The 26,968-nt window shown below is 36.3% G+C and carries 22 protein-coding genes; 13 read left to right on the top strand and 9 right to left on the bottom strand.

The features are described from left to right. Positions 1 to 62 precede the first annotated feature (62 nt). Positions 63 to 2,294, top strand: a complete 2,232-nt coding sequence (locus AADJ06_RS19450; RefSeq protein ID WP_341228163.1) for an amino acid permease — start codon at positions 63 to 65, stop codon at positions 2,292 to 2,294. A 673-nt stretch (positions 2,295 to 2,967) separates the two neighbouring features. Here the strand turns inward: AADJ06_RS19450 and AADJ06_RS19445 are convergent. Beyond that, a complete protein-coding gene (locus tag AADJ06_RS19445; protein ID WP_341228162.1) occupies positions 2,968 to 3,471 on the bottom strand; it encodes a ferritin in 504 nt (167 codons plus the stop codon). A 306-nt stretch (positions 3,472 to 3,777) separates the two neighbouring features. Between AADJ06_RS19445 and AADJ06_RS19440 the strand changes: the two genes are divergently transcribed. Then, positions 3,778 to 4,098 (top strand): hypothetical protein, encoded by a 321-nt coding sequence (locus AADJ06_RS19440; protein ID WP_341228161.1) that lies wholly within the window; start codon positions 3,778 to 3,780, stop codon positions 4,096 to 4,098. Here AADJ06_RS19440 and AADJ06_RS19435 read toward each other — a convergent pair. Continuing rightward, positions 4,090 to 5,769, bottom strand: a complete 1,680-nt coding sequence (locus AADJ06_RS19435) for a capsule assembly Wzi family protein (protein ID WP_341228160.1) — start codon at positions 5,767 to 5,769, stop codon at positions 4,090 to 4,092. The genes AADJ06_RS19440 and AADJ06_RS19435 overlap by 9 nt on opposite strands. A 128-nt stretch (positions 5,770 to 5,897) precedes the next feature. On the opposite strand from AADJ06_RS19435, the gene AADJ06_RS19430 reads away from it, so the two are divergent. Beyond that, positions 5,898 to 7,127 (top strand): 4-hydroxy-3-methylbut-2-enyl diphosphate reductase, encoded by a 1,230-nt coding sequence (locus AADJ06_RS19430; RefSeq protein ID WP_341228159.1) that lies wholly within the window; start codon positions 5,898 to 5,900, stop codon positions 7,125 to 7,127. A gap of 353 nt (positions 7,128 to 7,480) precedes the next feature. Here AADJ06_RS19430 and AADJ06_RS19425 read toward each other — a convergent pair whose 3' ends face one another. From AADJ06_RS19425 to AADJ06_RS19415, 3 genes are all read right to left on the bottom strand, one after another. Continuing rightward, positions 7,481 to 8,818, bottom strand: a complete 1,338-nt coding sequence (locus AADJ06_RS19425) for a dihydroorotase (protein WP_341228158.1) — start codon at positions 8,816 to 8,818, stop codon at positions 7,481 to 7,483. A 1-nt stretch (position 8,819) separates the two neighbouring features. Further along, complete coding sequence (locus tag AADJ06_RS19420; protein ID WP_341228157.1) at positions 8,820 to 9,935, bottom strand: hypothetical protein; 1,116 nt, start codon at positions 9,933 to 9,935, stop codon at positions 8,820 to 8,822. Positions 9,936 to 10,001: 66 nt separating this feature from the next. Beyond that, positions 10,002 to 10,643: a hypothetical protein gene (locus AADJ06_RS19415; protein ID WP_341228156.1), complete on the bottom strand. Its 642-nt coding sequence runs from the start codon at positions 10,641 to 10,643 to the stop codon at positions 10,002 to 10,004. Positions 10,644 to 10,772: 129 nt separating this feature from the next. Here AADJ06_RS19415 and AADJ06_RS19410 point away from each other — a divergent pair, with 129 nt between their 5' ends. From AADJ06_RS19410 to AADJ06_RS19400, 3 genes are read left to right on the top strand one after another with little or no spacing between them, the layout of a single operon-like run. Then, on the top strand, positions 10,773 to 11,237 hold the full coding sequence (locus AADJ06_RS19410) for a nucleoside triphosphate pyrophosphohydrolase family protein (protein WP_341228155.1): 465 nt from the start codon (positions 10,773 to 10,775) through the stop codon (positions 11,235 to 11,237). Next, positions 11,237 to 11,896 (top strand): YggS family pyridoxal phosphate-dependent enzyme, encoded by a 660-nt coding sequence (locus AADJ06_RS19405; protein WP_341228154.1) that lies wholly within the window; start codon positions 11,237 to 11,239, stop codon positions 11,894 to 11,896. Before AADJ06_RS19410 ends, AADJ06_RS19405 begins: the two co-directional genes overlap by 1 nt. Beyond that, positions 11,893 to 12,261 carry a DUF423 domain-containing protein gene (locus AADJ06_RS19400; protein WP_341228153.1) on the top strand — a complete coding sequence of 123 codons (369 nt, stop codon included), beginning with the start codon at positions 11,893 to 11,895 and terminating at the stop codon, positions 12,259 to 12,261. Before AADJ06_RS19405 ends, AADJ06_RS19400 begins: the two co-directional genes overlap by 4 nt. 2 nt (positions 12,262 to 12,263) lie before the next feature. Here AADJ06_RS19400 and AADJ06_RS19395 read toward each other — a convergent pair whose 3' ends face one another. After that, positions 12,264 to 13,283 (bottom strand): hypothetical protein, encoded by a 1,020-nt coding sequence (locus AADJ06_RS19395; RefSeq protein WP_341228152.1) that lies wholly within the window; start codon positions 13,281 to 13,283, stop codon positions 12,264 to 12,266. A 236-nt stretch (positions 13,284 to 13,519) separates the two neighbouring features. On the opposite strand from AADJ06_RS19395, the gene AADJ06_RS19390 reads away from it, so the two are divergent. Beyond that, entirely contained in the window at positions 13,520 to 14,470 is a 951-nt protein-coding gene (locus AADJ06_RS19390) for a hypothetical protein (protein WP_341228151.1), read from the top strand. 70 nt (positions 14,471 to 14,540) lie between these two features. On the opposite strand, the gene AADJ06_RS19385 is transcribed toward AADJ06_RS19390, so the two are convergent. Further along, a complete protein-coding gene (locus AADJ06_RS19385; RefSeq protein ID WP_341228150.1) occupies positions 14,541 to 15,563 on the bottom strand; it encodes a M28 family peptidase in 1,023 nt (340 codons plus the stop codon). A 66-nt stretch (positions 15,564 to 15,629) separates the two neighbouring features. Between AADJ06_RS19385 and AADJ06_RS19380 the strand changes: the two genes are divergently transcribed. Continuing rightward, positions 15,630 to 16,454, top strand: a complete 825-nt coding sequence (locus tag AADJ06_RS19380) for an N-acetylmuramoyl-L-alanine amidase (protein ID WP_341228149.1) — start codon at positions 15,630 to 15,632, stop codon at positions 16,452 to 16,454. Between the two features lie 37 nt (positions 16,455 to 16,491). On the opposite strand, the gene cysS is transcribed toward AADJ06_RS19380, so the two are convergent. Beyond that, positions 16,492 to 17,979: a cysteine--tRNA ligase gene (cysS, locus tag AADJ06_RS19375; protein WP_341228148.1), complete on the bottom strand. Its 1,488-nt coding sequence runs from the start codon at positions 17,977 to 17,979 to the stop codon at positions 16,492 to 16,494. A 149-nt stretch (positions 17,980 to 18,128) separates the two neighbouring features. On the opposite strand from cysS, the gene AADJ06_RS19370 reads away from it, so the two are divergent. The 3 genes from AADJ06_RS19370 to porV are packed head-to-tail and all read left to right on the top strand — an operon-like array spanning position 18,129 to position 23,408. Continuing rightward, complete coding sequence (locus AADJ06_RS19370) at positions 18,129 to 18,818, top strand: SprT-like domain-containing protein (protein WP_341228147.1); 690 nt, start codon at positions 18,129 to 18,131, stop codon at positions 18,816 to 18,818. Between the two features lie 51 nt (positions 18,819 to 18,869). Beyond that, the gene (gene porU / locus AADJ06_RS19365; RefSeq protein ID WP_341228146.1) at positions 18,870 to 22,202 is read left to right on the top strand and encodes a type IX secretion system sortase PorU; all 3,333 of its coding nucleotides are present in this window, start codon (positions 18,870 to 18,872) and stop codon (positions 22,200 to 22,202) included. A gap of 57 nt (positions 22,203 to 22,259) precedes the next feature. Beyond that, positions 22,260 to 23,408, top strand: a complete 1,149-nt coding sequence (porV, locus tag AADJ06_RS19360; RefSeq protein ID WP_341228145.1) for a type IX secretion system outer membrane channel protein PorV — start codon at positions 22,260 to 22,262, stop codon at positions 23,406 to 23,408. 59 nt (positions 23,409 to 23,467) lie between these two features. Here porV and AADJ06_RS19355 read toward each other — a convergent pair whose 3' ends face one another. Next, positions 23,468 to 23,974 carry a rhodanese-like domain-containing protein gene (locus tag AADJ06_RS19355; RefSeq protein WP_341228144.1) on the bottom strand — a complete coding sequence of 169 codons (507 nt, stop codon included), beginning with the start codon at positions 23,972 to 23,974 and terminating at the stop codon, positions 23,468 to 23,470. A 97-nt stretch (positions 23,975 to 24,071) separates the two neighbouring features. Between AADJ06_RS19355 and AADJ06_RS19350 the strand changes: the two genes are divergently transcribed. After that, a complete protein-coding gene (locus tag AADJ06_RS19350; RefSeq protein ID WP_341228143.1) occupies positions 24,072 to 26,519 on the top strand; it encodes a penicillin acylase family protein in 2,448 nt (815 codons plus the stop codon). Further along, positions 26,516 to 26,866, top strand: coding sequence for a hypothetical protein (locus AADJ06_RS19345; RefSeq protein WP_341228142.1), 351 nt, complete (start codon positions 26,516 to 26,518; stop codon positions 26,864 to 26,866). The genes AADJ06_RS19350 and AADJ06_RS19345 overlap by 4 nt, the downstream gene beginning before the upstream one ends. Positions 26,867 to 26,968: the final 102 nt, after the last annotated feature.

Below are 26,968 nucleotides of genomic sequence, written 5' to 3'. Positions count from 1 at the left end.
AGTCTGCTTTTAGTTTCTATCAAGTATTTCCTTACATTTGGAGGCTCAGCCCAAAGCAAAATATGACCGAGAATCAAAACAAATTCGGGACTGCTCCCGTTTTTTTCACTGCCATTTCTACCATTTTAGGTGCCATTCTTTTCTTAAGATTCGGCTACTCCGTTGGTACAGTGGGCTTAGGAGGTACTTTAATTATTGTACTTATCGGTCATGCGGTAACTATACCGACAGCCATGGCTCTTTCTGAAATAGCCACCAATATTAAAGTAGAAGGTGGTGGAGCTTATTATATTATCTCTCGCTCCTTTGGTTTGGTGATTGGTTCCACTATTGGTGTAGCTCTTTATCTCTCTCAAGCAATTAGCGTGGCGTTTTATATTATCGCATTTACAGAAGCCTTTAGTCCAGTATTCGATTGGCTTTTTGATAATTATATATTTATGCCTTGGGCAGATTGGCTTTTACATCAAAGTCAAACTTTGGCTATTCCAGCCTTATTTGCTCTAACTTCTATAGTACTTACTAAAGGAGCTAAGTTAGGAATTCAGACTCTTTACTGGGTAGTAGCTATATTAACGGTAGCCTTGGTGGCTTTTTTTATGGGTAAACCTATAGAGGTAGATCCTCTGGCCACACCGCCACCCCCTATTCCTGAGGTTTCTATTTTCACCGTATTTGCCATTATTTTCCCCGCGTTTACGGGTATTATTTCAGGCGTAGGCTTATCAGGAGATTTAAAAGACCCTGGCAAATCCATTCCAATGGGAACTTTGGCAGCTACTTTTTTCGGAATGACCATATACATTCTGATTGCTCTAAAATTATATAATTCCGCCCCACTTCCTATGCTGGCAGACACCTCTAGACTTGTGATGGCAGACATTGCCATTCAGGGATGGTGGTTAATTCCTTTAGGGTTGGCCGCCGCCACCATTTCTTCCGCCATTGGTTCTATTCTAGTGGCACCCAGAACATTACAAGCTATGGCAAAGGATAGGGTGTTTCCAGGCCCGGCTATAAACACCTGGTTAGCTCAAGGAAAAGGAAAGGGAGACGACCCATACAATGCTTCCATAGTTACAGGAACCATTGCTCTTTTCTTTATCATTTTGGGTAAACTTGATGCCGTAGCGGAAGTAATTTCCATGTTTTTCATGGTTACTTATGGCTCGCTTTGCCTTATCTCATTTATGCAACACTTTGCAGGCGACCCGTCTTACCGACCTCGATTCAAGTCTAAATGGTTCATCAGCTTATTTGGTGCAGTTGCATGTTTCGGTCTAATGTTCTTTATGAATTCGGGTTATGCGTTTATTTCAATATTCTTCATGCTCGCCTTATATTTTACGTTGAATTATTTCACAACAGATAAGAAGAACATTGCCGTAATTTTCCAAGGGGTGATGTATCAAATCAGTAGAAAAATTCACGTTTTCTTACAAAAATCTGACAAAGAAGATAATACTAGCTGGAGGCCTTCAGCCGTGTTTTTAAGTCCGCATACTTTCCAAAGATTAGATGCTTTTAATCTTACCCGATGGATTTCACATAAATATGGCTTTGGAACCTACATTCATCATATAGACGGTTACTTGTCAAAGCAGGCAAATCAAGATGCCAAATTGATGAAAAACCGTATTATAAAAATGGCTCAAGCCACCAAAAGTGAGGTTTATATAGACACGCTTATAAATCAAAACTTAGAGGGTTCTATCTCTCAAGTGGTGCAGTTACCAAGTATTTCTGGTACGGAAAACAACATGTTGCTTTTTGACCATGCTAGAAATAATCCATCGGAGATTCAAACCATTGTTGACAATTTTAAACTTATTCAAGCCGCGAATTTTGACATTGGTATTCTTTCTACTTCTGAGCGTCAGTTTGGCCTCATGAAAGAAATACATATCTGGATTACTAGTTCAGATTATGAAAATGCAAACCTGATGATTTTAATGGCCTACGTAATTTCTGCTCACCCAGACTGGAAAAACGGTATCATCAAGGTATTCTATGTTTTCCCTAAAGCGACTATTCAGCAAGAGAAAGAGAAAATATCCAAAATGATTTCTTCAGGTCAACTACCTATTTCTTCTAAGAATATTGAGTTTATAGATAGAGATGAAGGTGTGGCTTTAAATAGCATTATTATGCAAAACTCACCTGATGCTGATTTACTTATCCTAGGTTTCTTAAGTGAAGCTTTAAAGCGATTCGGAACAGGAGTTTTTGAAGGTTACGGTGATTTGTGTAATATACTTTTCGTGAATACAGAAGAAGGTAAACAAATTAAGTAAGTTTAATTTTTTGCTTAGGTTTAAGAAAATATTTCGAACACTAGGGAGACAGGACTAAATTCTACCGCCTCACAAACACTAAATCTTACAATAGTCAAATGTACCAAAACAGGGAATTAGACTAAATTGAGATATTAACTATCATCATACTTAAAGGACTTAATTCGTGCAATTTTGACATAAAATACAAAGCTAGATTCGTGGTAGAGAAAACTTTAACTCCAACAAATACATCAGAGCTCTTAAAAAATCACATTCTAAAATTCTCAGAATAATTGACGGAGACACGCTGGAGTTTAAACGTGAAAGTCTAAGAATGCTTTGCTCATATAGACCGTCAAAGCTTGGCAAAAGCTAATTTAAATAACAATGGTGGGTAAAATGGCGAACTAAATCTTCGGGCATTTCTTACAATGACGACCTTTCTTCTTAAAGGCCTTGCAACACTTCTTCAAAACACAGCACTCGTTATCAAAAGGCATTGATATGAACGGGTTTTTCTGGTTCTCTGTAGATTCGTCAAAAACGCTAAGTATGTTCTTTTCCAATTCAGTTTTGCATTTAATTATACAAATCTAATGAATTTATTTATACTAAGTCTAAATAAGGTTTAAATATTTTAGACAAAAAAAAGAGGAGCACTTGGCTCCTCTCAAAATCTATAATACTACCCTTAAGCTTCTTCTTCCAAAACTCGCTTAAGCAATTCATCATTCAAAAGATATAAGGCAGATGAATTATCGCCTATCATCTCTAGTTTTTTCAAAAGAGCCTTAACACTTGCTTCTTCTTCTACCTGCTCGGTAATAAACCACTGAAGAAAAGTATGTGTTGCAAAATCTCCTTCATCTAAAGCTTGACGTACTAAACCATAAATACTTTTAGTAACTAATTTCTCATGAGCCAATGTTTGTTCAAAACAATCAATTATTGATTTAAACCCACTGTCTGGAGCATCTATGGCACCAATAGTAATTTTGCCATCTACTTCATGTACATAGTCAAATTGCTTTTCAGCATGCTGTAGTTCTTCCTTCGCTTGAATTCTAAAATAATTAGCGAAGCCATCTAAGTCTCTATCCAAAAAATACGAACACATTGAAAGGTAAAGATGTGCAGAAAACACTTCTTTGTTATATTGGTCATTGAGCATCTGCTCCATTTTTTCACTAATCATATGGTATTGTTTTATTTCAGTAACATAACGGCACAAGTGCACCTACTGTTCCGCGGCATACAGATTTATAAGTGGTCTAAATAAATTAGATATCTTAAAACGTAAATTTAAATGGTATTAGGTCGGGCTCGAAAAAGAAATCTTCTTAAAGAAATTTCGAACCTACTTTTATGAAAAGTTTCACTTAGTTCAGCAAAACAAACATGCCCTTTAAACGCCAACACCCTGCAAAATGTTTCATGGTTGAAAAATAGTCTCACTATTTTTCAATATATTTACAAGCCAGAGATAAAGCCCTCAAAAAGAATGAGAACGACGAAAATAATTCAGGTGGAAGTGAACTTTAGGCACGATCTAGTAATCATTAAAGGCAGTCCCTCTACCTTTAATTACTTTTCAAACCTAACATTGGCGTTTGAATCAGTAAAAGAATCTTTACTAATTAACGGATGGGAACTAGACGGTTTTAACTATACCGCACTGTACCGAACTATAAAAACCCGAGGTAGTTATGTAAAAGCCTTCAAAAGCAAAGGAGCTACTTTCTTTAAAGTAACAATAAGCACTAAGATGCTCAACCCAAAGTTGAGCACCTTGGAAATTATGCGAAACCCTTATCTAGAGTAAAGGTTTTCTATTGGCAAGGTTCCATCGCAGTCCAAAATTTAAAAGCGTAGTTTTTTTATCATTCAGTATTTGATATGACTCTAACCTATTTTGATATGCCAGATCCAAAAAGAAGTTATGTCCAAGCATATAAGATGCTTCAAACCTTAATAAAGAGATGTCTTGTTCAATACCTTGTCCTATAAAATTACCAAAATCGTCTGGCCTATCTTCTCTGTAATTTCTTAAGACATCTCCACCCCAATTTTCTTCTTCTGTATCTAGTCCTTTTATGGCTTTCATCCAAGTAGCTTTAAGAAACAACTTAGGAGTAGGCTGATAACGAGCCAATAAAAGAAACTCTTTAAAATTAGCCCCTAAAGGGTGAGCTAGAGGTACATTATAGTTAACAGCATTGGTATAAGTACTAAAATGACTATACGTGTATGGTCTTGCATAATTAAACTCAGCCTGAAGGTCAAACTGCTTTAAACCCAAAAAGTCAATATATTTTAGGCCTAACTGACCTGCATGCTTCTCTCCGTACCAACCTTCTTCTTTGCTTTCAGCAGAATTAAACTCGTCTAAAACAAACTGCCCATAAAAAGACAATGATTTGGCCAAAATGAATTTAAAGTCGGCCCCCACAATGGCGTTATCTCTACTCCCTCTCAAACCCTCTACAAACCTGTAAAAAATAACAGGGTTTAAATAGTTCAAATCAAAAGCTCTTTCTCCAAACATTACTGTTTCAAAAAGCCCAATATTCAATTTCTTTGAAACATTAACATTTAAATGGTGAAATGCCATATACTTTGGCGGAATCGCCTCCAAGGTAGCCACGCCTACATCCACCTGGGTATTATTCATACTGGCGATAAGTGTCTGATACTCTAACCTACCCATTTTCACATTAACCATCAGGTTAAGATAAGGAGCACTAAAGTCGCTCAAAATCATTGACCTAATTCCTGAACCAATAAAGTTAGTAGAATGTCCAAAACGCAATTTGATATTCTTTGAAGGCTTAAAAACAAAGTATCCCATTGCTTGCATATAATCTCTGCCAAGCTTCACAGAATCATCTTTAATTATTTTTGTGAAACCTGTAAATGGAAACCCTCCCGTTTGCCTTTGATAATCTTTAATATAAAAAGGGGTGGATGCCTGATTTTCTGTAAAGAAAGTATAGAAGCCTAGTTTTTTATTCACTGTACCGTGAACACTTATACCCCTAGTATTAATAAACTGACCTTCCGTCTCAATATCTCCAGCATTACTTCCTCCGCCAAATTGAAATATAGGATTAACATGAATATTGAAATCTTCATTTTTTACGCTGTAAAAATCAGCTTTATACTTAAAGAAGTGTTTCCAAAAAGGTTTCTTATTCTTACCTACAGCGGTATCGCTATTGTAAGCCCAACTATCTGAACGCAGATAGTTTAAGTTTTCTTTGTCGATAGTCGTTAAACTACTGTCTGAAAAGTTAAGAGAGTCTAAATACTGAACAATATCCTTCCTCTCAAAAGGCTTTACATTATCATGAAAGGTATTCGCGAGCTTACCCGATATTACCTCCAAACGTTCAATTCTATGATAATAATCGTCGTCATAAGTTACGAACCCACTCTGTGCCTTGACAAAATGTGAAAGTAAGATTAGGAAGACCAGGGGTCTAAGTAAACTCAATATGCGTAAATGGGTAAATGAACTCAAATTTAAAGAGATTTTTATTAAAGTCTCCTTTTCATAAATAGTACTTTTGTTATGAAAGTATAATTCATCAAAGATTTTCAAATATACTTTCCAAACCTTATATGAAGAAGTTTGATATACCAGAAATTTACAAAAGCACTATAATTGGCTCTATCAAAGAGCAGAGAAGAGTAAAAGATAAATTAAAAAAAGACTTCTCTCCTACCAAGCTAGACTTTGGGCCTATCGTGTTTTATATAGCCCGCCACTTTGGTTTCTGTTATGGCGTAGAAAATGCAGTAGAAATAGCCTACCGTACCCTTAATGAAAACCCAGATAAGCGAATCTTTCTTTTAAGTGAGATGATTCATAACCCCGATGTTAATAATGACCTTCTATCTCGAGGTGTTCGCTTTTTGATGGATACCGGAGGAAACCAATTAGTTGATTGGGCTGAATTATCTACAGAAGATATTGTCATAGTCCCTGCTTTTGGAACGACCATTGAGATTCAGGAACAATTAAACAAAATTGGCATTAATCCTTATGCTTTTGATACCACTTGCCCTTTTGTAGAAAAGGTTTGGAATAGGGCGTCTCAAATTGGAGAAAGAGGCTACAGTGTGATTGTGCACGGAAAACCGAACCATGAAGAAACTAGAGCAACGTTTTCACATAGTAATGCAAAAACGCCAACCTTAGTTATTAAAAATATAAAAGAAGCAGAAAAGTTAGCCGGTTATATTACTGGTGAAAAGAATTCAGAAGACTTCTATACTGAATTTGCGAATCAATATTCGGAAGGTTTTAACCCTAAAGAAGATCTCAAAAAAATTGGTGTAGTTAACCAAACCACCATGCTTGCTTCTGAGACACAAGAAATTTCAGAATATTTAAAATCAGTTATTGTTAAACACTTTGACCTTTCTAACGAAAGTGAGAAAGAGCATTTTGCAAACACCAGAGATACCCTGTGTTATGCTACAAACGACAATCAAGATGCAACCTATTCGTTAATAGACCAAACTGCAGATTTAGCAATTGTAGTAGGAGGATATAACAGTTCAAACACCTCTCACCTGGTAGAGCTCTGCGAGACAAAACATAGAACCTATTTTATTCAGTCTGACAAAAGTCTTCTTTCAAAAACAGAAGTCTCCCACTTCGATCTTCACTCGAAAAAAGTCATAACATCAAAAGATTATTTCCCAAAAAAGGAAAAAGTAAAAATATTACTAACCTGTGGAGCATCCTGCCCAGATGCCGTAATGGAAGAAGTTTTAGTGCGTTTAGTCTCCTTTTTTGACAATACGGCGGATATTGAAAGCGTTATAAAGATGGTAGATGTATAGCTATGATGAGATAAATCAATTTGACATTTTGCTCTTTATAGCGTATATTTATTGGACAGTTTATTAACTAATGTTGTAAGTAACCTAAAACCTTTAATCCTTATGTCAATGTTAGAATACATAAAAATGATATTGGAGAAGGTAAGTTTTGACAGCAAATTGTTTGAGAAAGAGTTAATGAAAGGAATGAAGCAACTTGTTCCAACAGAAGTAAATCTCTTGAAAGAATGGTGCTATGAAAAATATGGCAGCCTGTACAAAACCCTTCTGAATAAAATTTTTAGAAGATCCCAATTCATATAAAAAAAGCCCTTCGATGTAGAATGTTCTAATTCTTACCGAAGGGCTTTTTTTTATCTGTTAAAGCTAAGACGCTCTCCTTTTTTCTCTTCATTGAACATGCCATTTTCATAAGCTAAATGCCCAGAAACTATGGTATGACTTACCGATGAACCAAAGGTGTGCCCTTCAAAAGGAGACCACCCGCATTTATAATGCAAACCTTCTTTAGTAACTAATGATGGTTTATCAGCATCAACGATGGCAATATCGGCCCAATAGCCTTCTCTTAAGTATCCACGCTCTTTCACTTCAAAACAAACAGCAGGTGCATGGCACATTTTCTCTACCACACGCTCTATGGTAATTTTACCTTGAGCTCTAAAGTCTAACATGGCTTGTAAACTATGCTGAACCAACGGTAGACCAGAAGGTGCCTCCCAATAACTCTTTTGTTTTTCTTCCCATTGATGTGGAGCATGGTCTGTGGCTATAACATCAAACCTGTCATCTAATAATGCTTGAAAAAGCTTCTCTTTATGGTCATGCTTAATGGCAGGGTTACACTTTATTTTTGTGCCTTTTTGTTTATAGTCTTTGGCATCAAACCAAAGGTGATGTACGCAAACCTCCGCAGTTATTTTTTTCTCAGCCAAAGGCAAGCTATTATCAAATAAAGGAATCTCTTGTGACGAAGAAATATGAAGGATATGAAGCCTTGTCCCATATTTTTTAGCTAAATCAACCGCCATAGAAGAAGACTTATAACAACCCTCCTCATTTCTAATTAAAGCATGTATATCGTAAGGTATTTCTTTGTTTTCATACTCCGCTTTAAACCTATTAAAATTGTTTTTTACTGTCTCTTCATCTTCACAGTGCGTGGCTATTAATGAAGGAAAACTAGAGAATACTTTAGCCAAAGTATTTTCATTATCTACTAGCATATTACCAGTAGAACTTCCCATGAAAATTTTCAATCCGCAGATAGCCTTTAAGTCCGTTTTCATTACTTCCTCATAATTATCATTAGAGGCTCCCATATAGAAGGAATAATTTGCCAACGAAGTCTTCTCTGCTATATCATACTTGTCTTGTAAAAGCTCTTGCGTTAAAGCATTTGGCACTGTATTAGGCATCTCCATAAAACTGGTAGTCCCACCTGCCACCGCGGCCCTAGCTTCTGTGTAGATATTGGCCTTTTGCGTCAAACCCGGTTCTCTAAAATGAACCTGGTCGTCTATTACTCCTGGTAAAACGTATTGATCTTTTGCGTCAATAATTTTATTAGAATCTTCTGAAGAAATACTAGTCGCAATCTTTTCAATCCTTCCGTTTTTGATTAAAATATCAGCTTCGAAGCTTTTACCTTCATTGACTAATTTCCCGTTCTTTATTAAAATGTTCTCCATATTATAATCTCTTCAATTCTAGTTCCGCTTTTTTTATAATTCTTGAATATTCAGCTATATCCAAACATTGCTTAAAATACTCTTTTGCATTTTTGTTTTCTCCCAGCCCTAAACTTATCTCACCTAAACGACAAAGAGCCATACTCTTTAAGTCTGATGTTTCGGCACCTTCTTTTTTTAGAGAAACAGCCTTTTTAAAAGATATACTTGCCTTGTTGAAATCTCGCTTAAGAAAACTAATTTCCCCGCGAAACACAAAAGTAGCGACTTCATAATCTCCTCCTTTGAAAACTTCCAATTTCTTTAGTTTTTGTGAGGACAACTCTAATTCACCTCCTATCAATAGAGCTTCAATATACTTTAAAAGAAAATCTGGATTATTCGGATACTTCTCATGCAAGACCCTCAGTATAGAAACAGCTTCTTTAGTGAGGCTTTCATATTTTAGACAGATACCCGCCAAGAAAAACGAAGCTTCCATTCTGCTAAATAAACTAGATTTACTCGCCTGTCTTAAGTCCGCCAAACCCTGCATTTTATTACCGTCTGTAAAAAAGAAAATGATAGGCTTAATAGAAGGATGCGTTTCTGGATATTGGACTCTGTAATACTTGTAAAGTCCATTTGTGAAATAAAACTCACTATTTTCTTTCGCTAAACCATAACCTTCTTTTAAATAGGAGTAAGCTCTTTTAGCTTCTAATCCTGCTTTTAGGTAATCTTTATTATAATGATATGCTCTACTGATATTGCCATGGGCAGCTAGCAAATAAAATGTAGCATCCGTTTTATATTTACCAGCATCATATTGTTCTTTGGCTAATTTAATACACTTCTCTAGATTGCTTATATATTCTTTAAAATGTGTGACATTTTGCTCTATCGGGGCAAACTCATACTGTAGTAAGGTTGCCTTAATTAAAAAAGAAACTGGGTGCTCCTCATATTTCTGTAAAACTGGTTTAAGTATTCTTTCAGCTTCTCTATACTCTAGGTTATAAAGCTTATTTAAACCATTAATAGTAATCTTTTTGCTGGCGATATCATCAGAAAACTGAGCATTAGTTTCTCCAGATAGAGAAAAAACAAATAGAATAAGGGCTAATATTTTCTTCACACTACTATATAATAAAATAGCCTTCTCAGTAAACTGAAAAGGCTATTAAAAAAGAAATGATATATATTATTGTTGGGTCGGTAGTTGTACCGATCTTCCAAGATAATTCATTACAGCATCATAATCATCAAGAGAAATTCCAGCAGCTTTAAGAGCAGCTACTTCTACTTCCTCAACAACCGTTACCTTAACTTGAATGTCCATCTCTGGTGCATATGAAGTGCTTCCACCAAAAAGTTGAGATTGACTCTTATAGTATAAGCTCACTTGGCCAGTTTTATAAGAGAACAATAGAGATTCCACAGAACCATCAATTTCTTTAGATAAAGAAACTGGCAATGAAATTTTTTCTTCACCTGAAATTAAAGCCACAAAAACAGCTTTATCAGCAGTAATTAAATCACTAGAAACAGCAGCTCCACCCCAAGTACTTGTAGTAGAAGTACCTATTCCTGAACGCTCTACATTAGCCCAGTCAGCTACAGCAACTGTAGCCATAAAGCTTTTAACATTTGCATTACCATCAACACCATCAACACCATCAACACCATCTGTACCGTCTGTACCATTTTGACCATCAACACCATTTTGTCCTGTAGGACCAGCTGGACCGATAGGACCTTGATCTCCAGTATCTCCTTTACATCCTACAAAAGCTACTGTGGAAGCTAAGGCCAGCACGCTAAAAAGCCTAACTATTTTGTTCATAATTTTTTTAAAGTTTTAAGATTTAATTGACTTTATGTTTTCTTAGCAATATTAGGCGAATTTCAAGAACTTTGCAAGACAATAGTCTTGATAATTTATTTTACGGCACGTTAAACAAATAATATAGTAATGCAATCCCCAGATTCCCTCTCTCAAGTAGCAGAATTCCATAAAACCTTTCGTCATCCGATAGTTGAAAAACCTGCTATTCCGGCAAAAAAAAGATGTGATTTGAGGGTAGAATTAATTTCGGAGGAGCTTAATGAGTTAAAAGAAGCCATTGAAAACGATGATCTTATTGAAGTGGCTGATGCACTTTGTGATATTCAATATGTACTTTCTGGTGCTATATTAGAATTTGGCTTGGGAGATAAATTTAAAGCTCTTTTTGACGAGGTACAACGTTCCAATATGAGCAAAGCTTGTAATTCTGAGGAAGAGGCTATTGCTACCCAAAAGCATTACAAAGAAAAAGGGACAGAAAGTTATTATAAAAAAGACGGTGACAAATTTTTAGTTTATAGAGAGGGGGACCACAAAACTCTTAAAAGTGTAAACTACTCGCCTGCAGATTTAAAAAGCTTATTATCTTAATGAATCAAATAGCTCATCAAATAAAAGAAATAGAAAGTCAATTAGATAATCAGGCTCGCCTTATTGCCGTATCTAAAAGACAAGGTAATGATAAAATACTAGAGGCTTACAATACTGGTTTTAAAAGATTTGGCGAAAACTATGTTCAAGAATTAATTTCAAAACAAGAAGAGTTACCTAAGGATATTGAATGGCACATGATTGGCCACTTGCAAAGCAATAAAGTCAAATACATTGCTCCTTTTATAAGTCTTATCCATTCTGTAGATTCTTTAAAGCTCCTGAAAGAAATTAACAAACAAGCTCTCAAAAACGAACGTGTGATTGACTGCTTGCTTCAAGTGCATATTGCGAAAGAATCTACAAAAACAGGTTTTGACAAAAACGAACTTATAGAGGCTTTAAAAACTGGCTTAGATATATTTTCCAATGTTCGAATTATAGGATTGATGGGAATGAGTACTTTAACCAATGACGAAAACGAAATTGAAACAGAATTTAAAGGATTAAAAAACCTTTTTGACGAAGTAAAAGATAACAACCCAGAACTTCCTCTGACAGAATTATCTATGGGAATGAGTGGGGATTGGCCGCTGGCTGTAAAAAACGGTAGTACATTAATAAGGGTAGGTAGTGCAATTTTTGGTAAAAGATTATGAATAAGACTTTTTTGATTTTTGGAGCAATTTTAGGCCTTTTGGGTGTACTTGTAGGAGCCTTTGGTGCTCATGCACTTAAAGAAACCTTAGAAAAAGCGGGAAACATGGCTACTTTCGAAACGGCAGTAAAGTATCAATTTTACCACGCCTTGGCTTTAGTTTTGACAGGAATACTTTTCAAGGAATTTCCTAGCAATTACTCCAACTATGCCGGTTACTCCTTTTTTATGGGAACTATAATATTTTCAGGAGCTCTTTATTTGATATGCTTTACTGGCATTAAAACTTTTGGTGCCGTAGCACCCATAGGTGGCTCTCTTTTAATATTAGGCTGGTTCTTTTTAATTATGTCTTTCTTAAAATAGGCTCAAGTACTTAGCAGCGTTAAGTTGGTTTCCAAAACCTCCGCCATGCTTTTGCATTTAGCAAAAACCTTGGTTTTATGATGCTCGTTTAGCTCTTTTTTTATTTTAACTAAGTTCTCTGGCAAATAATTATTGTCTTCTCGCATTACAGCCATCAAATTATTAAGCCGTTCCTTTTCAGATTTTATTCTGTTTCCTATTAAGGTTCTTTCTTCTTTTTGATATTGTTTTACAGACTCAGGCGTCATGTATTTAATACCTAATTCTATTATCGCATTATTTTCTCTGAAATATTGAGGCATGTAAACCGACTTGCTCCCCTCATATGACTGTTGGTCAAAATCAATAGCCCTAATTCTATAGTGAAAGTCTTCAAAGTCAGGAGTAATAATTACAACAAAATTGGCAGAGTGCATATCTCCCAAAAGCCTGGCAAAGCACCGCTCATTGAACTTAATAAATTCTTTAGCTAGTCTGATAGGATTAAGGTTGAGATCGTTTAAGTGAAACTCCATAAAAATATCTCCTGGAATTCCAGCAATATGCTCCTCTACCAAAGTATCAGCATGAGTGATATAACTCAAAACATTTGGAGAAAGTAAATGCTCCAGTTCTAATCCATAAACTCTTGAAGAATCAGCATTCTTTATATAGAAATAGTCGTAGTTGTCATTTACCTTATTAATAATTCTAATTCTAAAAGGCGAAGTATTGGCATAAGTGCAAGTATCTACCCTGTCTACCACTAAATGCTGAATTACAGACTCGTCTCCATCTGTTTTTAAATCGGCATAAATGACTTTAAGGTTCTCATAAATTTCTCTCAGGTCAGACTGCGAATAAAAGACCGTTTCCCACAGTGTGTCATTATTGTTTTTATCTAAAAGAGGAATCCTATTATCAAACCGTAGCAAATCTTTGTATTTCAAGGGCAATTCTCGCTCCCTACCATACCTTTCCAAATAAGATCTTAGGGGAGGATTTATTTTATAAGGTATCTTCTTTTTTGATATTAAAGCCATACAGTTTTCGCTTTTCTTAAATTTTTCTTAAAAAAACTTTCGTTAATATAATATTGAACCTAAAGTACAGTTAATGTAGTGGAAATGCACTTTTAACTTAAAAAATAGCCGTTTCGTCACATAGAAAAACTGATTCATCGACTAGGAGCTACCATGAGCGAGCTATCAATGGTAAATAAAAGCTTATCTTTGCATTCCTTTTCCCTAAAAAAATTGACTAATAAAAAATCAAAAAAATGGAACATTCAGAAAAAAGCAACAATTCAGGACTAAAAGCTGGTCTAATTGTAGCATTAGCTCTAGCAGCAGTGTTAGGCTACCTTTATTTTCAAGAACGACAAAAAGTAGATGCCAAGACTGTAGAAGTAAGTGAAGTAAATAGAGACTTAATGCTTGCTAGCTCTAAACTTGACTCTATCGGTACTCAGTTAGACAGCAAAATTGCGGAAATTTCAGCTTTAGGCGGCCAAGTAGACGAACTTCAGGTACTTAAAGCTCAGCTTGAAAAAGATAAAAGAAACCTTATTTACTCTAAAAACGTAAGCCTAAAAGATTATCAAGACAAAATTTCAAACTACGAGCTTGTACTTACAGAAAAAGACAACGAAATAGCTAAATTAAGAGAAGCTAACGTTATTCTTACCAACGAAAACGAGACTTTGATAAGTGAAAAAACTGAATTGATTGAGACTAATACTGCTTTGGAAAACACCAAAACAGCCTTATCTGATTCTGTATACGCTATCAATGTTAAAAACTCAGAATTAAGCGAAAAGGTATCTTTAGCATCTGCATTAAGACCTATGAACTATGCTATTTCTGCTATTAACTCTAGAGGTAGAGAAAGAGATGGTGCTGAGTTTAAAGCAAAGCGTGTTGAAAAAATCAAAGTAGCTTTCAAACTTGCTGAAAATCCATTAACCAAGAAAGAGAATAAAAACATTTTTATGAGATTAATGGACCCTACTGGTGCTGTCATTTCTGATATGGCTACAGGTTCTGGAACTTTCAAATTTGGTGGAAAAGAAACAGTTTATACAGCAAAGCAAACAGTTATGTTCAGTAATGATGGTCAAACTGTTGAATTCATTTATGACAGTGGTTCTGCTTACAACTCTGGCTCTTACACTGTAGAATTATACTCTGAAGGATATAGAATTGGTCAAACAACTTTTGACATTAAATAATCTTTTCAGAACATAAAAAAAACGGGTCCTTAAGAAATTAAGTGACCCGTTTTTTTATGCTTAAACCTTTCTACTGAATTACGCCATTCTCTTCGTAAAGTGTTTGTATCATGGTTTCACCTACTGCTTCTAATGTATTCACATCAATGGCATCTAAGTTATCATCATGGGTGTGCCAATGGTCAAAAAACGTTTGATTTCCTCCTAATTTTTGGTCAATGATATCAATCATAGGGATATTTCTATGTTGAATTACAGGAATGTGATCATCTAAGATATCACCGCCAATTGCAGATAAGAAAAAAGAGCTGTAACCTTTAGCACTAGCCACATTCCAAATTTTATTAACCACAGATGGAGCTACTCGCATTGAAATTTTGTCTTTATAAAAAGTAGCACCCTTTGCTCCTACCATATCGAGCAATACTCCGTAGAAAGCAGTATAATTTTCAATATGAGGATTTTTCGCCCAATAATCCGAACCCATCAAATATCCACCATAATCGTTTAAAGCATTTCCTTCAAAAGATTCTGGTTTTCCGCCATCTTCAGCGTCAAAAAATATATAATCAATACCAATGTTTGGTTTATCAGCTGATTGAGCAATGGTCTCTGCAATTTGTAATAATATCGCCACGCCACTGGCACCATCATTTGCACCTAAAATTGGCTCATTTTTTCTCTCATCATCTTGGTCGGCCACTTCTCTAGTATCCCAGTGTGCTGCCAAAAGAACTCTTTTCTTGGCTGTAGGATTATAAGAGGCTATAATATTTCTAGCATCTAAAGATGTCCCTTTAAAAGAGTATGCTTCAAACTCTTGCTCGATTACTTCCAAACCATAAGACCTCATAGTCTCTACTATCCAGTCACCACACTTCTTATGACCTAGAGTATTAGGTAATCTGACGCCAAAGTCTAACTGTTCTTTAATTTTTTCATAAGCTAAAACTGACTTAAAATCAGGGGCTAAGACGCTAGGTTTTTTAACATCCTCCACACTTGATTTAGTCTCTTCCGTTGTGTTTGACGTACAAGAACTAAAAAAAGAAACTGCCAGAATAAAACTTAAAATTTTGATTGTTGCTTTCATCTAATTAACTTTGATTACAATATACAGTCCTTAATTGGACTTGCTTTTCTAATAAAACATGTTTCTATGAAAAAGACAATGGCGGCAGCTGTCGCATTATCATGCCTTTTATTCCTTTCTGCTTTCGATGACAAACCTAACGAAAAGTCAGTCATTAGATACGTCAATTATTCAATTTTTGGCAAAGAATACGCCAAAACACCTATTTTAGACAATACCTTAAAAAACCACGCCTATTATATAGTGAGTGGCCATGGCGGACCAGACCCAGGTGCTATGGTAAAAAAAGGAGAAGACTGGCTTTGCGAGGATGAATATGCGTATGACGTAAGTTTAAGAATAGCCCGTAACTTAATAGGTCATGGTGCTAGGGTTTACATGATTACCCGCGACGAAAACGACGGCATTAGAGACGAGAAAATTCTTGCTCCAGATAAAGACGAAACCGTTTGGGGTGGGGCCAGCATGCCTTTAAATCAAGGTGCTAGGCTCCGTCAAAGAACGGAAATCATCAATAGACTTTACGACGAAAACAAAGCCAAAGGCTATCATACTCAAAGAACTATCATTACACATGTGGACTCTAGGTATCATGACAAAAAGGTAGACGTGTTTTTCTATCATAATGAGTACAGTTCTTCTGGTAAAGACTTAGCTAACTCTATTTACCATACTGTCAAAAACAAATATGACGAACATCAGAGCAGCAGAGGCTATGAAGGGATAGTTAAATCACGTGGTTTGTGGATGTTGAATGAAACAAAACCCACCGCAGTTTACATTGAACTGGGAAACATCACTAATGAATTTGACCAAAGAAGACTTCTTATTCCTAATAACCGTCAAGCCATGGCTAATTGGATAGCCCAGGGCATTAAAAACCAAAATTAAAAAACAGCGAGAGCTATAATAGCTCTCGCTAATCCTTTTACTCTTCCCAAGCCCAGTCAATACGGTGCTTTAAATCTTTAATCACCATGCCATTTTCTTTGAAGTAGGCTCTAATTTGGTCTACTTTATCAAATTGCCTGTTTGCTTTATATTCTTTATACAGTTCTAACATTCCATTAAGAACAGAAACATCAGTACCATTTTCTTCTTCTGATAAGCCTAAAATATCAGCAAAAAACTCCTGATACTTTGTCTTTAACTTATTAAAGGTGTTTTCACCTAATGCGGCAGATTGAAGCTGATTCATATACATCATGTTGATATACTTCAGCAATGTAAATAAATGAGCTATTCCCACAGCAGTATTTAGGTCATCACCCAAGGCAGTATAAAAACCTTCTATGGCATCTTCTACAATTCCTTTTTTCTTTTCGTCAATCTCTACGTCTGCACTTTCAAAGGTCATCGACTTAATCATTCTAAAACCATTAAGTAACCTTCTAAAAGCTTTTTGAGAACCCTTAAGAGCATCATTTGAAAAGTCTAGGGTACTTCTGTACTGCGACTGAAGCATGAAAAACCTAACCGTCATTGGGCTGTAAGCCTGTTCTAAAAGCTCATGGTCTCCTTTAAAAAGCTGAGCCGGCAAAAAACTATTACCCAAAGACTTCGACATCTTTTGACCGTTAACGGTAAGCATATTAGTATGCATCCAATATCGCACTGGCTCCTGCCCTGTGAGGCTGGTTCCTTGAGCTATCTCACACTCATGGTGTGGAAATTTCAAGTCCATACCTCCGCCATGAATATCAAATTGATTACCCAAATACTTCGCACTCATACAGCTACATTCTAGGTGCCAACCTGGGAATCCCATTCCCCAAGGGCTAGGCCACTGCATGATATGTTCTGGCGAAGCATTCTTCCAAATCGCGAAATCTAAAGGATTCCTTTTTTCAGACTGACCGTCCAATGTTCTGGTTTCATTCAATAAGTCTTCTAGAATTCTTCCAGAAAGCTTACCATAATTACCCCCTTGCTCATTGTATTTATTAATATCAAAATACACCGAACCGTTTGACTCATACGCCAAACCTTTTTCTATCAAATCCTTTACGGCTTCTATCTGCTCAATCAAATGCCCCGTGGCCGTAGGCTCTACACTTGGCGGCAAAAAGTTAAACTGCTGCAAAACCTCATGAAAATCGTTGGTATATCGCTGTACCACTTCCATGGGCTCTATCTGCTGTAGCTTAGCCATTTTACCAATCTTATCTTCTCCTTCGTCTCCATCTCCTACCAGGTGACCTACATCCGTAATATTTCTTACATATCTTACCTTATAGCCTATGCTTCGCAAAAACCTGAACAGCACATCAAAAGTCAAAAACGTACGCACATTACCCAAATGAGCATTACTATAAACAGTAGGTCCACAAACATACATGCCTACATAACCCTCTGTCAAAGGTGTAAAAACTTCTTTTTCTCTGCTAAGCGTGTTGTAAATCTTGAGCTCTCTCATTCGGTCTTTTTAAATTCGATGCAAATCTAAGTCATTTGACATTAATGAACTTCACTAAAAGGCAAACAATCCTAGTTTGAGTTCTTAAATTTGATGCAATAAAAATTCTTTGAAGAAGACATACGCCTTTTGGCAACATTGCATCGATCATGTTTGATTTTATAAAAAGAAAAAACACTAACACTCCTAGAACTGTCAAAAGGGCATCAAAACCGGTTTTGACAAAAGCTATATTTAATGACGCTTTAAGTAAAAAAGTACCTTCTGCAGCATTGGAATATTGTACAAATCTATGGGAAGAAGCTCCCTTTTCTTTTTCAATTAGTAAAACAAGAAGCAGCTGTTTAGGAAACTATAAATTTCAAAATGGCCATCATACCATATCTGTTAATCATGATTTAAATCCTTATAATTTTCTTATTACATACATTCATGAAGTAGCTCACCAACGCGTTTTCATTAAATATCAGAAAAACATAAAAAAAAGACCCGCACCGCATGGCAAGGAATGGAAGACAAATTTTCAGCATTTAATGATTCCCCTTTTAAATGAAGCGGTTTTTCCTTTAGAGATATTAAAGCCTTTGGCCGCTCACATGTTAAATCCAGCGGCTTCTTCTACCAGAGATGCCAAACTCATGAAAGCCATAAAAGCTTTTAACAAAGGCGACCTTTCTGAGGTAGTCTATTTAGAAAATGTACCTAACGGTCAATCTTTTATTTTCAAAAACCGTAAATTCCAGAAAATAGAAAAAAGGCGAACTAGAGCCTTATGCCTTGATTTGGAAACAAAAAGGAAATATACCATTCCACTGATGGCAGAAATCGAGGTTCTTTAGAATGATTTTTGAACAGGAACGTTAGTTAATAGCAATTCAGTAAAGACACATTTGAAAAAAGTTTACCTTTTACTCCTTCCTCTTTTCTTTTTAGCTCCAAAATCTTGGAGTCAGAAGAGTATATTGTCTGAGGGTAACTGGTACAAAATAGAAATCACTAAAGATGGCGTTTACAAGCTAGACAAAGCTACGCTAGAAGGTTTTGGTATTGCTACAGAAAATGTCAATCCAAATCACATTCAGCTTTTTAGTAGCCCAAGCAAACTGCTTGCTCAAGAAAACGCAAAACCTAGAAATGCAGTATTACAAGAACTAAGTATTAAGGTAAATGATACCGACGGTAAATTTGACTCAAACGATTACATCCTTTTCTACGCAGAAAACCCCGACCAAATATTCTATGACAGCCTTAATGCTGAATTAAAACACCAACAGCATCCATATAGCAATGAGAACTTTGTTTTCATGAAAATGGGTCAAACAGAATCAAAGAAGATTCAAAACCACAACCCTAAAAGCCTCGCATCTGAAACTGTAAATTCATTAACACATTTTGAGTTTTATGAGCCTGAGTTTGTCAACATTCTAAACTCTGGAAGAGAATGGTTAGGGGAATATTTTTTCTCCGAGTGGGATTTTTCTTTTGACGTAAATGGCCACATAAAGAGCCAACCAGTAAAACTTACTTCGCAATTTGTAGGTCAAACCTTTGAAAACACCGAACTCTCGATAATTGCAGCAGGTGAAGTTTTAGACAACATTCCTCTAAGAAAAATAGATTACCGCTGGAATGACTATTACAAAAGATATAATCGAGCAGGAGAAATAGCCACAAAATCTATTTCTAACATTCAAGACAATCTTGATTACACCTTTAGCCTTCCGAATGACATCGACATTTCTTCAGGAGTCTATTTAGATTTTTTCGAATTGACTTTAGAAAGAGCTATCGCATTTTATCCTAACCAGCATCAAGCCTATTTAATAAATAAGGAAAGTGTTTCTTTTGACCTAAATCATCAGGCCGACCGAGAATTCGTTTGGGACGTAAGTAATCTCTTCTCTCCTAGTATGCTTCCGCCTACTGATTCGAAATTCTCTTTTAAGAGAAATAGTAAACTAGGAAAACTCGCCTTTTTTAAAATTGATAATGTCTTTACCCCTTCCAAAATAGAAGTTGTAAAAAATCAAAATATAGCCGAAATAGAAACGCCAGAGTTATTAATTATTTACCCAAAATACTTTGAAAACGAAGTTATCCAATTAGCCAATTTTAGAGAAAAACATGATGGACTAAAAGTGGCTTATACAGAAATACAGTCAATCTATAATGAGTATTCAGGTGGCAAAACCGATCCCACAGCCATTAGAGATTTTGCAAGAGTACTATGGAAAAAGAATCCTGAAAAATTCAAATACCTCTTACTCTTTGGCGATACAAATTATGACTATAAAGGTTCTAACAACCTCAACTATGTCAAAACAGAACGACTTATACCCACTTATGAAGGAAAAGAGTCTTTAGAGCCTATCTACAGTTATTCTTCTGACGACTATTTCGGTTTCTTAGAAGACCATGAGGGCGAATGGCCAGAAGGGTACTCGCTGAACGGTTTTTGGCGGTCCACATCAAATAAAGACCATAGTCTCGACGTGGCAGTAGGTAGGCTACCAGTAAAAGACAGAATTGAAGCAAAACTACTGGTAGACAAGCTGATATACTACAGTAGTTCTAAAAACACACTTGGTGCTTGGAAAAGGAAAATTAGTTTTGTGGCAGATGATGCCGACTTAAACATCCATCAAAGAGATGCCGAAGCTTTCTCAGACCAAAGTCTTCAAAACAATCCAGCCATAAGACCAAATAAAATTTATTTAGATGCCTATCCTCAAATAAGCACCGACTTAGGCGACCGCTCTCCTAAAGCAAAAGAAGCTTTAGAAAAAGCAATGAACGACGGCTCATTAATTATAAATTATAACGGCCATGGCTCAGAAGACGGCTGGACAGATGAAAAGTTACTTACACTTGACCAAATTTTAAGATGGAGAAATAAAGACAGGATGCCCATTCTTTTTACAGCCACTTGCGAATTTGGAAGATATGACAACCCAGGTGTAGTATCTGGTGCAGAAGTAGCATTACTAAACCCAAATGGTGGCCCCATAGCTCTCTTAACTACCACTAGACCCGTTTTCAGTAGCACAAATTTTAAAATAAATCAAGCCTTTTATGAAAGGGTTTTCAAAAACACTTCCGAAGCCGTAAGACTAGGTGATGTTTTCAAAGTGACCAAAAATAACTCTATAGATGGTGAGGTCAATAGGAACTTCTCACTTTTGGGAGACCCTTCTATGGCTATAGCCTACCCTACATTAGAAGCTAACTTATTATCACTAAACCGAGAAAATCCAGAGAATTATAATTTATCTAGCCAGTCGAAGGTCTCTTTAGAAGGCATTGTAAATGATAATAATTTTAATGGAACGGTAAACATTTCGTTATACGATAAAGCTGTAAAAAAGAAGACTATTGGAGGGCAAAACTACCCTTCTATGAATTATCAAAGCATTGAAAACAAGCTTTATGAAGGCAAGGCGAAAGTTGTCAACGGAGCATTTCAAACAGAATTTATAATTCCAAAAAGCAACACAGATGCCTTTGAAAAAGCTCAACTCTACTTTTACGCTGTAAACAACGACAGCACGAAAGAAGCTATGGGTGGATATAATAACTTTTTTATAGGCAACTCCTCAAACGAGCCTATAATTGACACTGAGCCTCCATTGTTTGAAATGTTTTTTGACCAAGAAGCACAAACTTTAACAGTGAACGTGTCTGATGAAAGCGGTATCAATATCGCTAACAATCAAGAAAATGGAAACATGATCCTTGTTCTTAATGATACTTTGCAGATTCCCTTAAACGAACATTATACGGCTACCGAGAGTTATAAAACAGGTCAAATTATCTATCAATTTTCCAAATTACCGGAGGGAAACTATACCACTTACTTAAAATTGGCAGATGTCTATAATAACAGCAGCGAAGAGGCGTTAGATTTTACAGTTGAGCAAGAAACGTTTACTCTAACCCATAATTTGCTATATCCAAACCCAGCTTTTGACATTGTAACATTACAAATAAGTCATAATAAACCCGGCGAGGATTTACACTTTGAAATTTCTTTTTCAGATATTTCTGGTAAAATAATGGCACAAGAAATTAGAGATTGTTATTCTTGTGAAGCCAATATTAGTTTTGGTATGAATCTTGAACCCTATTTCCCTATTCAAGGAAAGTATTTTTATAAGATAAATGCCACTCAAATTTCTAATAGAAACAATAGCAGCAAAGGCGGTAAATTGTACTTTTGGAAATAATTGTAAAAAGGTGGTAAATTTGGGGCTCGCTTGAGCCTAATAATAAATAAGCATTATATGAAAAATCGTTTCACTGCGATTGTTTTAATTGGTCTTTTCCCTTCTATTCTGTTCGGACAGGCTCTTACTAATGACTACAGAGTAGTTTCTTCTGCTGTACCATTTTTAACCATATCTCCCGACTCACGTTCTGCAGCTATGGGTGACGCGGGTGTAGCATCTACTCCAGATGTGAATTCCGTTTATTGGAATACCGCAAAGCTTGCCTTTATAGATAAAAGTGCGGGTGTTAACTTTTCTTATGCTCCTTGGCTAAGAGACCTAGTTGGCGATATGGGTTTATTAAACCTGTCTGGCTATAAGAACCTAGGTGAAGGAAAAGCCATTACTGGAGGATTTACCTATTTTAATCAAGGTCAAATTGATTTCACTACCAATACCGGTGCTGACGCTGGAAGTTTTCAGTCACGTGAGTTTGCTTTAGCTCTTGGATATGCCATGAAATTGGGTCAAGACTTCTCTGCAGGTATTAATTTAAAGTACATCAACTCCAACCTTGTTGGAAACTCAGCAGTTAACAATCAAACAAGTAAGCCTGCAAGGTCTGCCGCTGCGGATTTAAGTTTCTACTACCATAAAGATAGACCAACAGACGAACTTAAAAAGACGGACATTGCTTTTGGCGTGACCCTAAGCAATGTCGGCGGTAAAGTAAACTATGGTTATGATTTGGAGTATTCTTTACCAATGAATCTGAAAATGGGTACTTGTTTTACCTTGACTCCCGACGCTCAAAACAAGTTTAACTTCTTGCTTGACTTCAATAAACTATTGGTTGCTACACCGCAAGAAGATGGAACCTTACCAGAATATGGAACGCTTGAAGCAATTTTCAAGTCTTTTGGAGATGCTCCCGATGGTTTTAACGAAGAATTAAGAGAAATCACAAGCTCCATAGGTGCAGAATATATTTATGAAAACTTGCTTGCCATTAGAGCTGGTTACTTTTTTGAGCCTATCTCAAAAGGAGGAAGAAAATATGTAACCGTAGGAGCTGGACTAAAGCTTAAAGAGCAATATGGTTTAGATTTAGCTTATTTAATTCCTACTACCTCCGGAAATCCATTAGCTAACACTTGGAGACTTACGCTAAACATTAACCTACCTCAAAAGGTAGTTACTACAACATCTGTTAATCAGCTTTAAGCCAAAATAACATTTATGAAAAAGGTCAAACGCTAAACGTGTTTGGCCTTTTTTCGTTTTCATTCGTATACTTTCTCCCCTTCGTTTAGCCAAACACCCCACTTCCTGTTATAGGCATGTACTTTTTTTGTTGGCTTATCAGCTAAATCATAAACAGTATTTCCTTGATTAACCCATTCAAAAATACTTCCGTAGAGGTTTTTGACATTGGTATATCCTTCTTCTAATAAACGCTCCCCTATCTTCTCGCTTCTTACCCCTATGGAGCAGTAAATAACTATCTCTGCTTTTTTGTCAACTCCATTAAGCCGTTTTAAGTCAAAATCTTCAAAACCAATCCACCTGGCATTTTTTAAATGGCTCACATTATATTCCCCCTTCTCTCGGGCATCTAAAAAAACAATATTTTCTGTTTTCTTCTTTGACAGTTCAGCTACAGATATAGTGGGAACAGATTCATGAAGCATGGTTTTAAGAAGAATATTAAACGTTCCACTTTCTACCTGAGCCACACTTTCAGTATAGCTTAGTAAGGTAAAAAATAAGGCTACTAGTAGTTTTTTCATAGATAATATATAAACGTCTTATTCGCTATTGGAGATCTTAAAGATATTGTTTTTTAGTATTTTGCATTATCAACAAGACTAACACTAATATAATTTTATGAAAATACTAAAGGCTCTCTGGCCTACTGTATTACTTGTGGCTTTGCTCTATCTTCTTGGCAACTCTCACGGTACAGTACCCGCCATTGGAAAACTCTTCAATCCTTTCACTGGTTTTTGGCAAAACTCCGAAACTAATCCTAACAAACCTGAAAACCTGACTTTAAGCGGGCTTCAAGAAGAAGTCATCATTAAATATGATGAAAACAGGATTCCACATATTTTCGCAAAAAACGACCATGACCTTTATTATGCTCAAGGCTATACCATTGCCTCTGATAGAATTTGGCAAATGGAATTTTACACCAAAGTGGCAGCCGGGAGACTTACAGAGATAGTAGGAGAAAGAGCTTTAGCTTATGACCAATATAATAGACGTAGCGGAATGAACTTAGCTGCAGAAAATGTAGTGGCAAGACTAGATGAAGAGCCGGAATTAAAAAAGACCCTCGAAGCTTATGCAGACGGTGTTAATGCTTACTTGGCTACTTTGACCGAGAAAGATTATCCGCTAGAATACAAAATATTAGGCTATAAGCCCGAACCCTGGTCACCTAAAAAAACCATGCTCATGATGATGAACATGCGTAATCAGTTAAATGGAGGTAGCACTGATTTTAGAATGACGCAGCTCGCTCAAAAGTATGGTATGGATGTGGTCAATGAGCTTTTCCCTGATTATCCCGTAATGGCAGACCCCATTATTCCGGAAGGAAGTCCACTATTATTTGAGCCACTTCCTGTTCCTGCTACACCAGATGCTATAACCGCTTTTCCTGAAGACAAAACGGTAGCTATGAGTTTGCAGAACCCAAGACCCGAAATTGGCAGTAATAACTGGGCAATAGCTGGCTCAAAGTCTGCCACTGGCTTACCTATTTTAGCTAACGACCCACACCTAGGCCTATCCTACCCCTCTATTTGGTACCAAATGCAGTTGACCTCCCCTAACGTAAACGTATATGGTTCTTGTTTGCCAGGTGCTCCTGGTATCACCATTGGTTTTAATAAAGATATAGCTTGGGGCGTAACTAATGTAGGCCCTGATGTTATGGATTTTTATAAAATAAATTTTAAAAACAATAATAGAGATGAATATTGGCATGATAACCAGTGGAAAAAGACCACGAAAAGAACTGAAAAGTATGTTTTAAAAGATGGCAAAACAGTTATTGACACCTTGGTGTCTACCCATCATGGTCCGGTTATCTATTTTGAAAACAGTAAAGATAATTTCAATAAATCTGTTCCTGCTGGTTACGCCATGAAATGGATTACGCACGACAGTTCGCCTACCGATTTAAATTGTTTTTTAGGTCTGAATGCAGCCAAAAACTATGACGACTATTTAAAGGCCTTAAGTTATTACGTAGCTCCTGCTCAAAACTTTGTTTTTGCTAGTAATCAAAATGACATCGCCATTACTCCAAATGGAAAACTACCTTTAAAATGGAATGACCAAGGTAAGTTCTTATTAGACGGAACCAGAGCAGACCACGACTGGCAAGGTTTTATCCCAAGTAATCAAAACCCTCATGTCAAAAATCCAGAAAGAGCTTATGTAAGCTCCGCAAATCAGTCTATTGTTAGTCCTAAAGATTACCCGTACTACATAGATTGGATATCGGCACCTCCATATAGAGGTACACAAATAAATAAGCGACTAGCCGCCATGACCATGGGAACTGCAGATAGCTTAAGAAGCGTACAAAACGACAATTATAGCCTAGCAGCCGAATGGTTTTTACCCCCTTTACTGAAAATACTTGAAAACTCGCCATCCAAATACTCCGAAGAAATAGCCTTATTGAAAAACTGGAACTATAGAAACGATGCACACGAGAAAGCTCCAAGTATTTTTGAGACATGGATAAACATTCTTTTGGATAAAGTTTGGGATGATGAATTTCCTTCTAACCAAAACTTGATGCACCCAAGTGAAGACAAAACATTGGATTTGATTATCAATAACCCTGAGTCTAAATGGTTTGACAATATAAATACAAAAGACAAAAAAGAGACTTTGGAAGATATTGTTTTATCTAGCTTTACTCAAACTATTGATTCTTTAAATAAAACCTATGGCCTTCAGTCTGATGAATGGCAATGGTACAAAGTGAAACAAACAGGCATTAGACACTTAATCCCTGCCTTTGAGGCTTTTAGTACTTTCAACATTGAAAATGGAGGTGGTAAAAGAATAGTGAATGCCAGTACGGACAAATGGGGCCCATCATGGAGAATGGTGGTAGAATTAGACAAGGAATGGCCAAAAGCTTATGGCTTATACCCTGGCGGTCAATCTGGAAATCCGGGAAGTAAATATTACGACAACTTGGTAGAACCATGGTCAAAAGGTGAATTGAAAGAATTACTCTTTCTTAAAAACGAACAAGAAAGCTCTGAGAGAATTATGGCTCTTCAAACATTAAAACCATCAAAATGATATACCTAATAATTTTAATAGTTGGAGCCATTGTAAGCGTTTTTGGTCCTTGGTGGATAGCAGCACCTTTAGCTTTCATAGTTTGCCGCTGGAAAGCCACCTCAGCAAAACAAGCATTTGGTCAATCAACCGCAGCTTTGCTTACACTCTGGTTAGTTTATATAAGCTATGTTTTCATAAAGTCAGATGTAAATTTGGTAAATAAAATGATGGGAGTGCTAAGTAGCTCATCAGAAGGTTTTGGAACTCCCGTCAATGTAATAGTCATCCTAGCTATCACTAGTATTTTAGCTATTATTATAGGTGGCTTGGGTGGCTTAGCAGGCTATAAACTCAGGAAAATATAGCTTCCATCATGGCTTAGCTATTTTTTAATTCAGCTTAAAAGCCTGAGGGATAAAAAAATCCTATATTTGCACCTCATTTTTAAGAACCTAATTATTGATATT

The sequence above is a fragment of the uncultured Arcticibacterium sp. genome, from assembly GCF_964021845.1.
Lineage (GTDB): Bacteria > Bacteroidota > Bacteroidia > Cytophagales > Spirosomataceae > Arcticibacterium.
The sequence above is the reverse complement of the archived record's forward strand: the minus strand, read 5'-3'. Positions and strand labels throughout refer to the sequence as shown.

Bases quoted from the DNA above. Each gene is read 5' to 3' on its own strand.
- AADJ06_RS19425 (WP_341228158.1), bottom strand. From the start codon at position 8,818: ATGGAGAACATTTTAATAAAGAACGGGAAATTAGTCAATGAAGGTAAA.
- AADJ06_RS19430 (WP_341228159.1), top strand. From the start codon at position 5,898: ATGAAGAAGTTTGATATACCAGAAATTTACAAAAGCACTATAATTGGC.
- cysS (WP_341228148.1), bottom strand. From the start codon at position 17,979: ATGAGAGAGCTCAAGATTTACAACACGCTTAGCAGAGAAAAAGAAGTT.
- AADJ06_RS19440 (WP_341228161.1), top strand. From the start codon at position 3,778: ATGAGAACGACGAAAATAATTCAGGTGGAAGTGAACTTTAGGCACGAT.
- AADJ06_RS19350 (WP_341228143.1), top strand. From the start codon at position 24,072: ATGAAAATACTAAAGGCTCTCTGGCCTACTGTATTACTTGTGGCTTTG.
- AADJ06_RS19405 (WP_341228154.1), top strand. From the start codon at position 11,237: ATGAATCAAATAGCTCATCAAATAAAAGAAATAGAAAGTCAATTAGAT.
- AADJ06_RS19385 (WP_341228150.1), bottom strand. From the start codon at position 15,563: ATGAAAGCAACAATCAAAATTTTAAGTTTTATTCTGGCAGTTTCTTTT.
- AADJ06_RS19370 (WP_341228147.1), top strand. From the start codon at position 18,129: ATGTTTGATTTTATAAAAAGAAAAAACACTAACACTCCTAGAACTGTC.
- AADJ06_RS19410 (WP_341228155.1), top strand. From the start codon at position 10,773: ATGCAATCCCCAGATTCCCTCTCTCAAGTAGCAGAATTCCATAAAACC.
- AADJ06_RS19395 (WP_341228152.1), bottom strand. From the start codon at position 13,283: ATGGCTTTAATATCAAAAAAGAAGATACCTTATAAAATAAATCCTCCC.
- AADJ06_RS19345 (WP_341228142.1), top strand. From the start codon at position 26,516: ATGATATACCTAATAATTTTAATAGTTGGAGCCATTGTAAGCGTTTTT.
- AADJ06_RS19450 (WP_341228163.1), top strand. From the start codon at position 63: ATGACCGAGAATCAAAACAAATTCGGGACTGCTCCCGTTTTTTTCACT.
- porV (WP_341228145.1), top strand. From the start codon at position 22,260: ATGAAAAATCGTTTCACTGCGATTGTTTTAATTGGTCTTTTCCCTTCT.
- AADJ06_RS19355 (WP_341228144.1), bottom strand. From the start codon at position 23,974: ATGAAAAAACTACTAGTAGCCTTATTTTTTACCTTACTAAGCTATACT.
- AADJ06_RS19415 (WP_341228156.1), bottom strand. From the start codon at position 10,643: ATGAACAAAATAGTTAGGCTTTTTAGCGTGCTGGCCTTAGCTTCCACA.
- AADJ06_RS19400 (WP_341228153.1), top strand. From the start codon at position 11,893: ATGAATAAGACTTTTTTGATTTTTGGAGCAATTTTAGGCCTTTTGGGT.
- AADJ06_RS19380 (WP_341228149.1), top strand. From the start codon at position 15,630: ATGAAAAAGACAATGGCGGCAGCTGTCGCATTATCATGCCTTTTATTC.
- AADJ06_RS19445 (WP_341228162.1), bottom strand. From the start codon at position 3,471: ATGATTAGTGAAAAAATGGAGCAGATGCTCAATGACCAATATAACAAA.
- AADJ06_RS19390 (WP_341228151.1), top strand. From the start codon at position 13,520: ATGGAACATTCAGAAAAAAGCAACAATTCAGGACTAAAAGCTGGTCTA.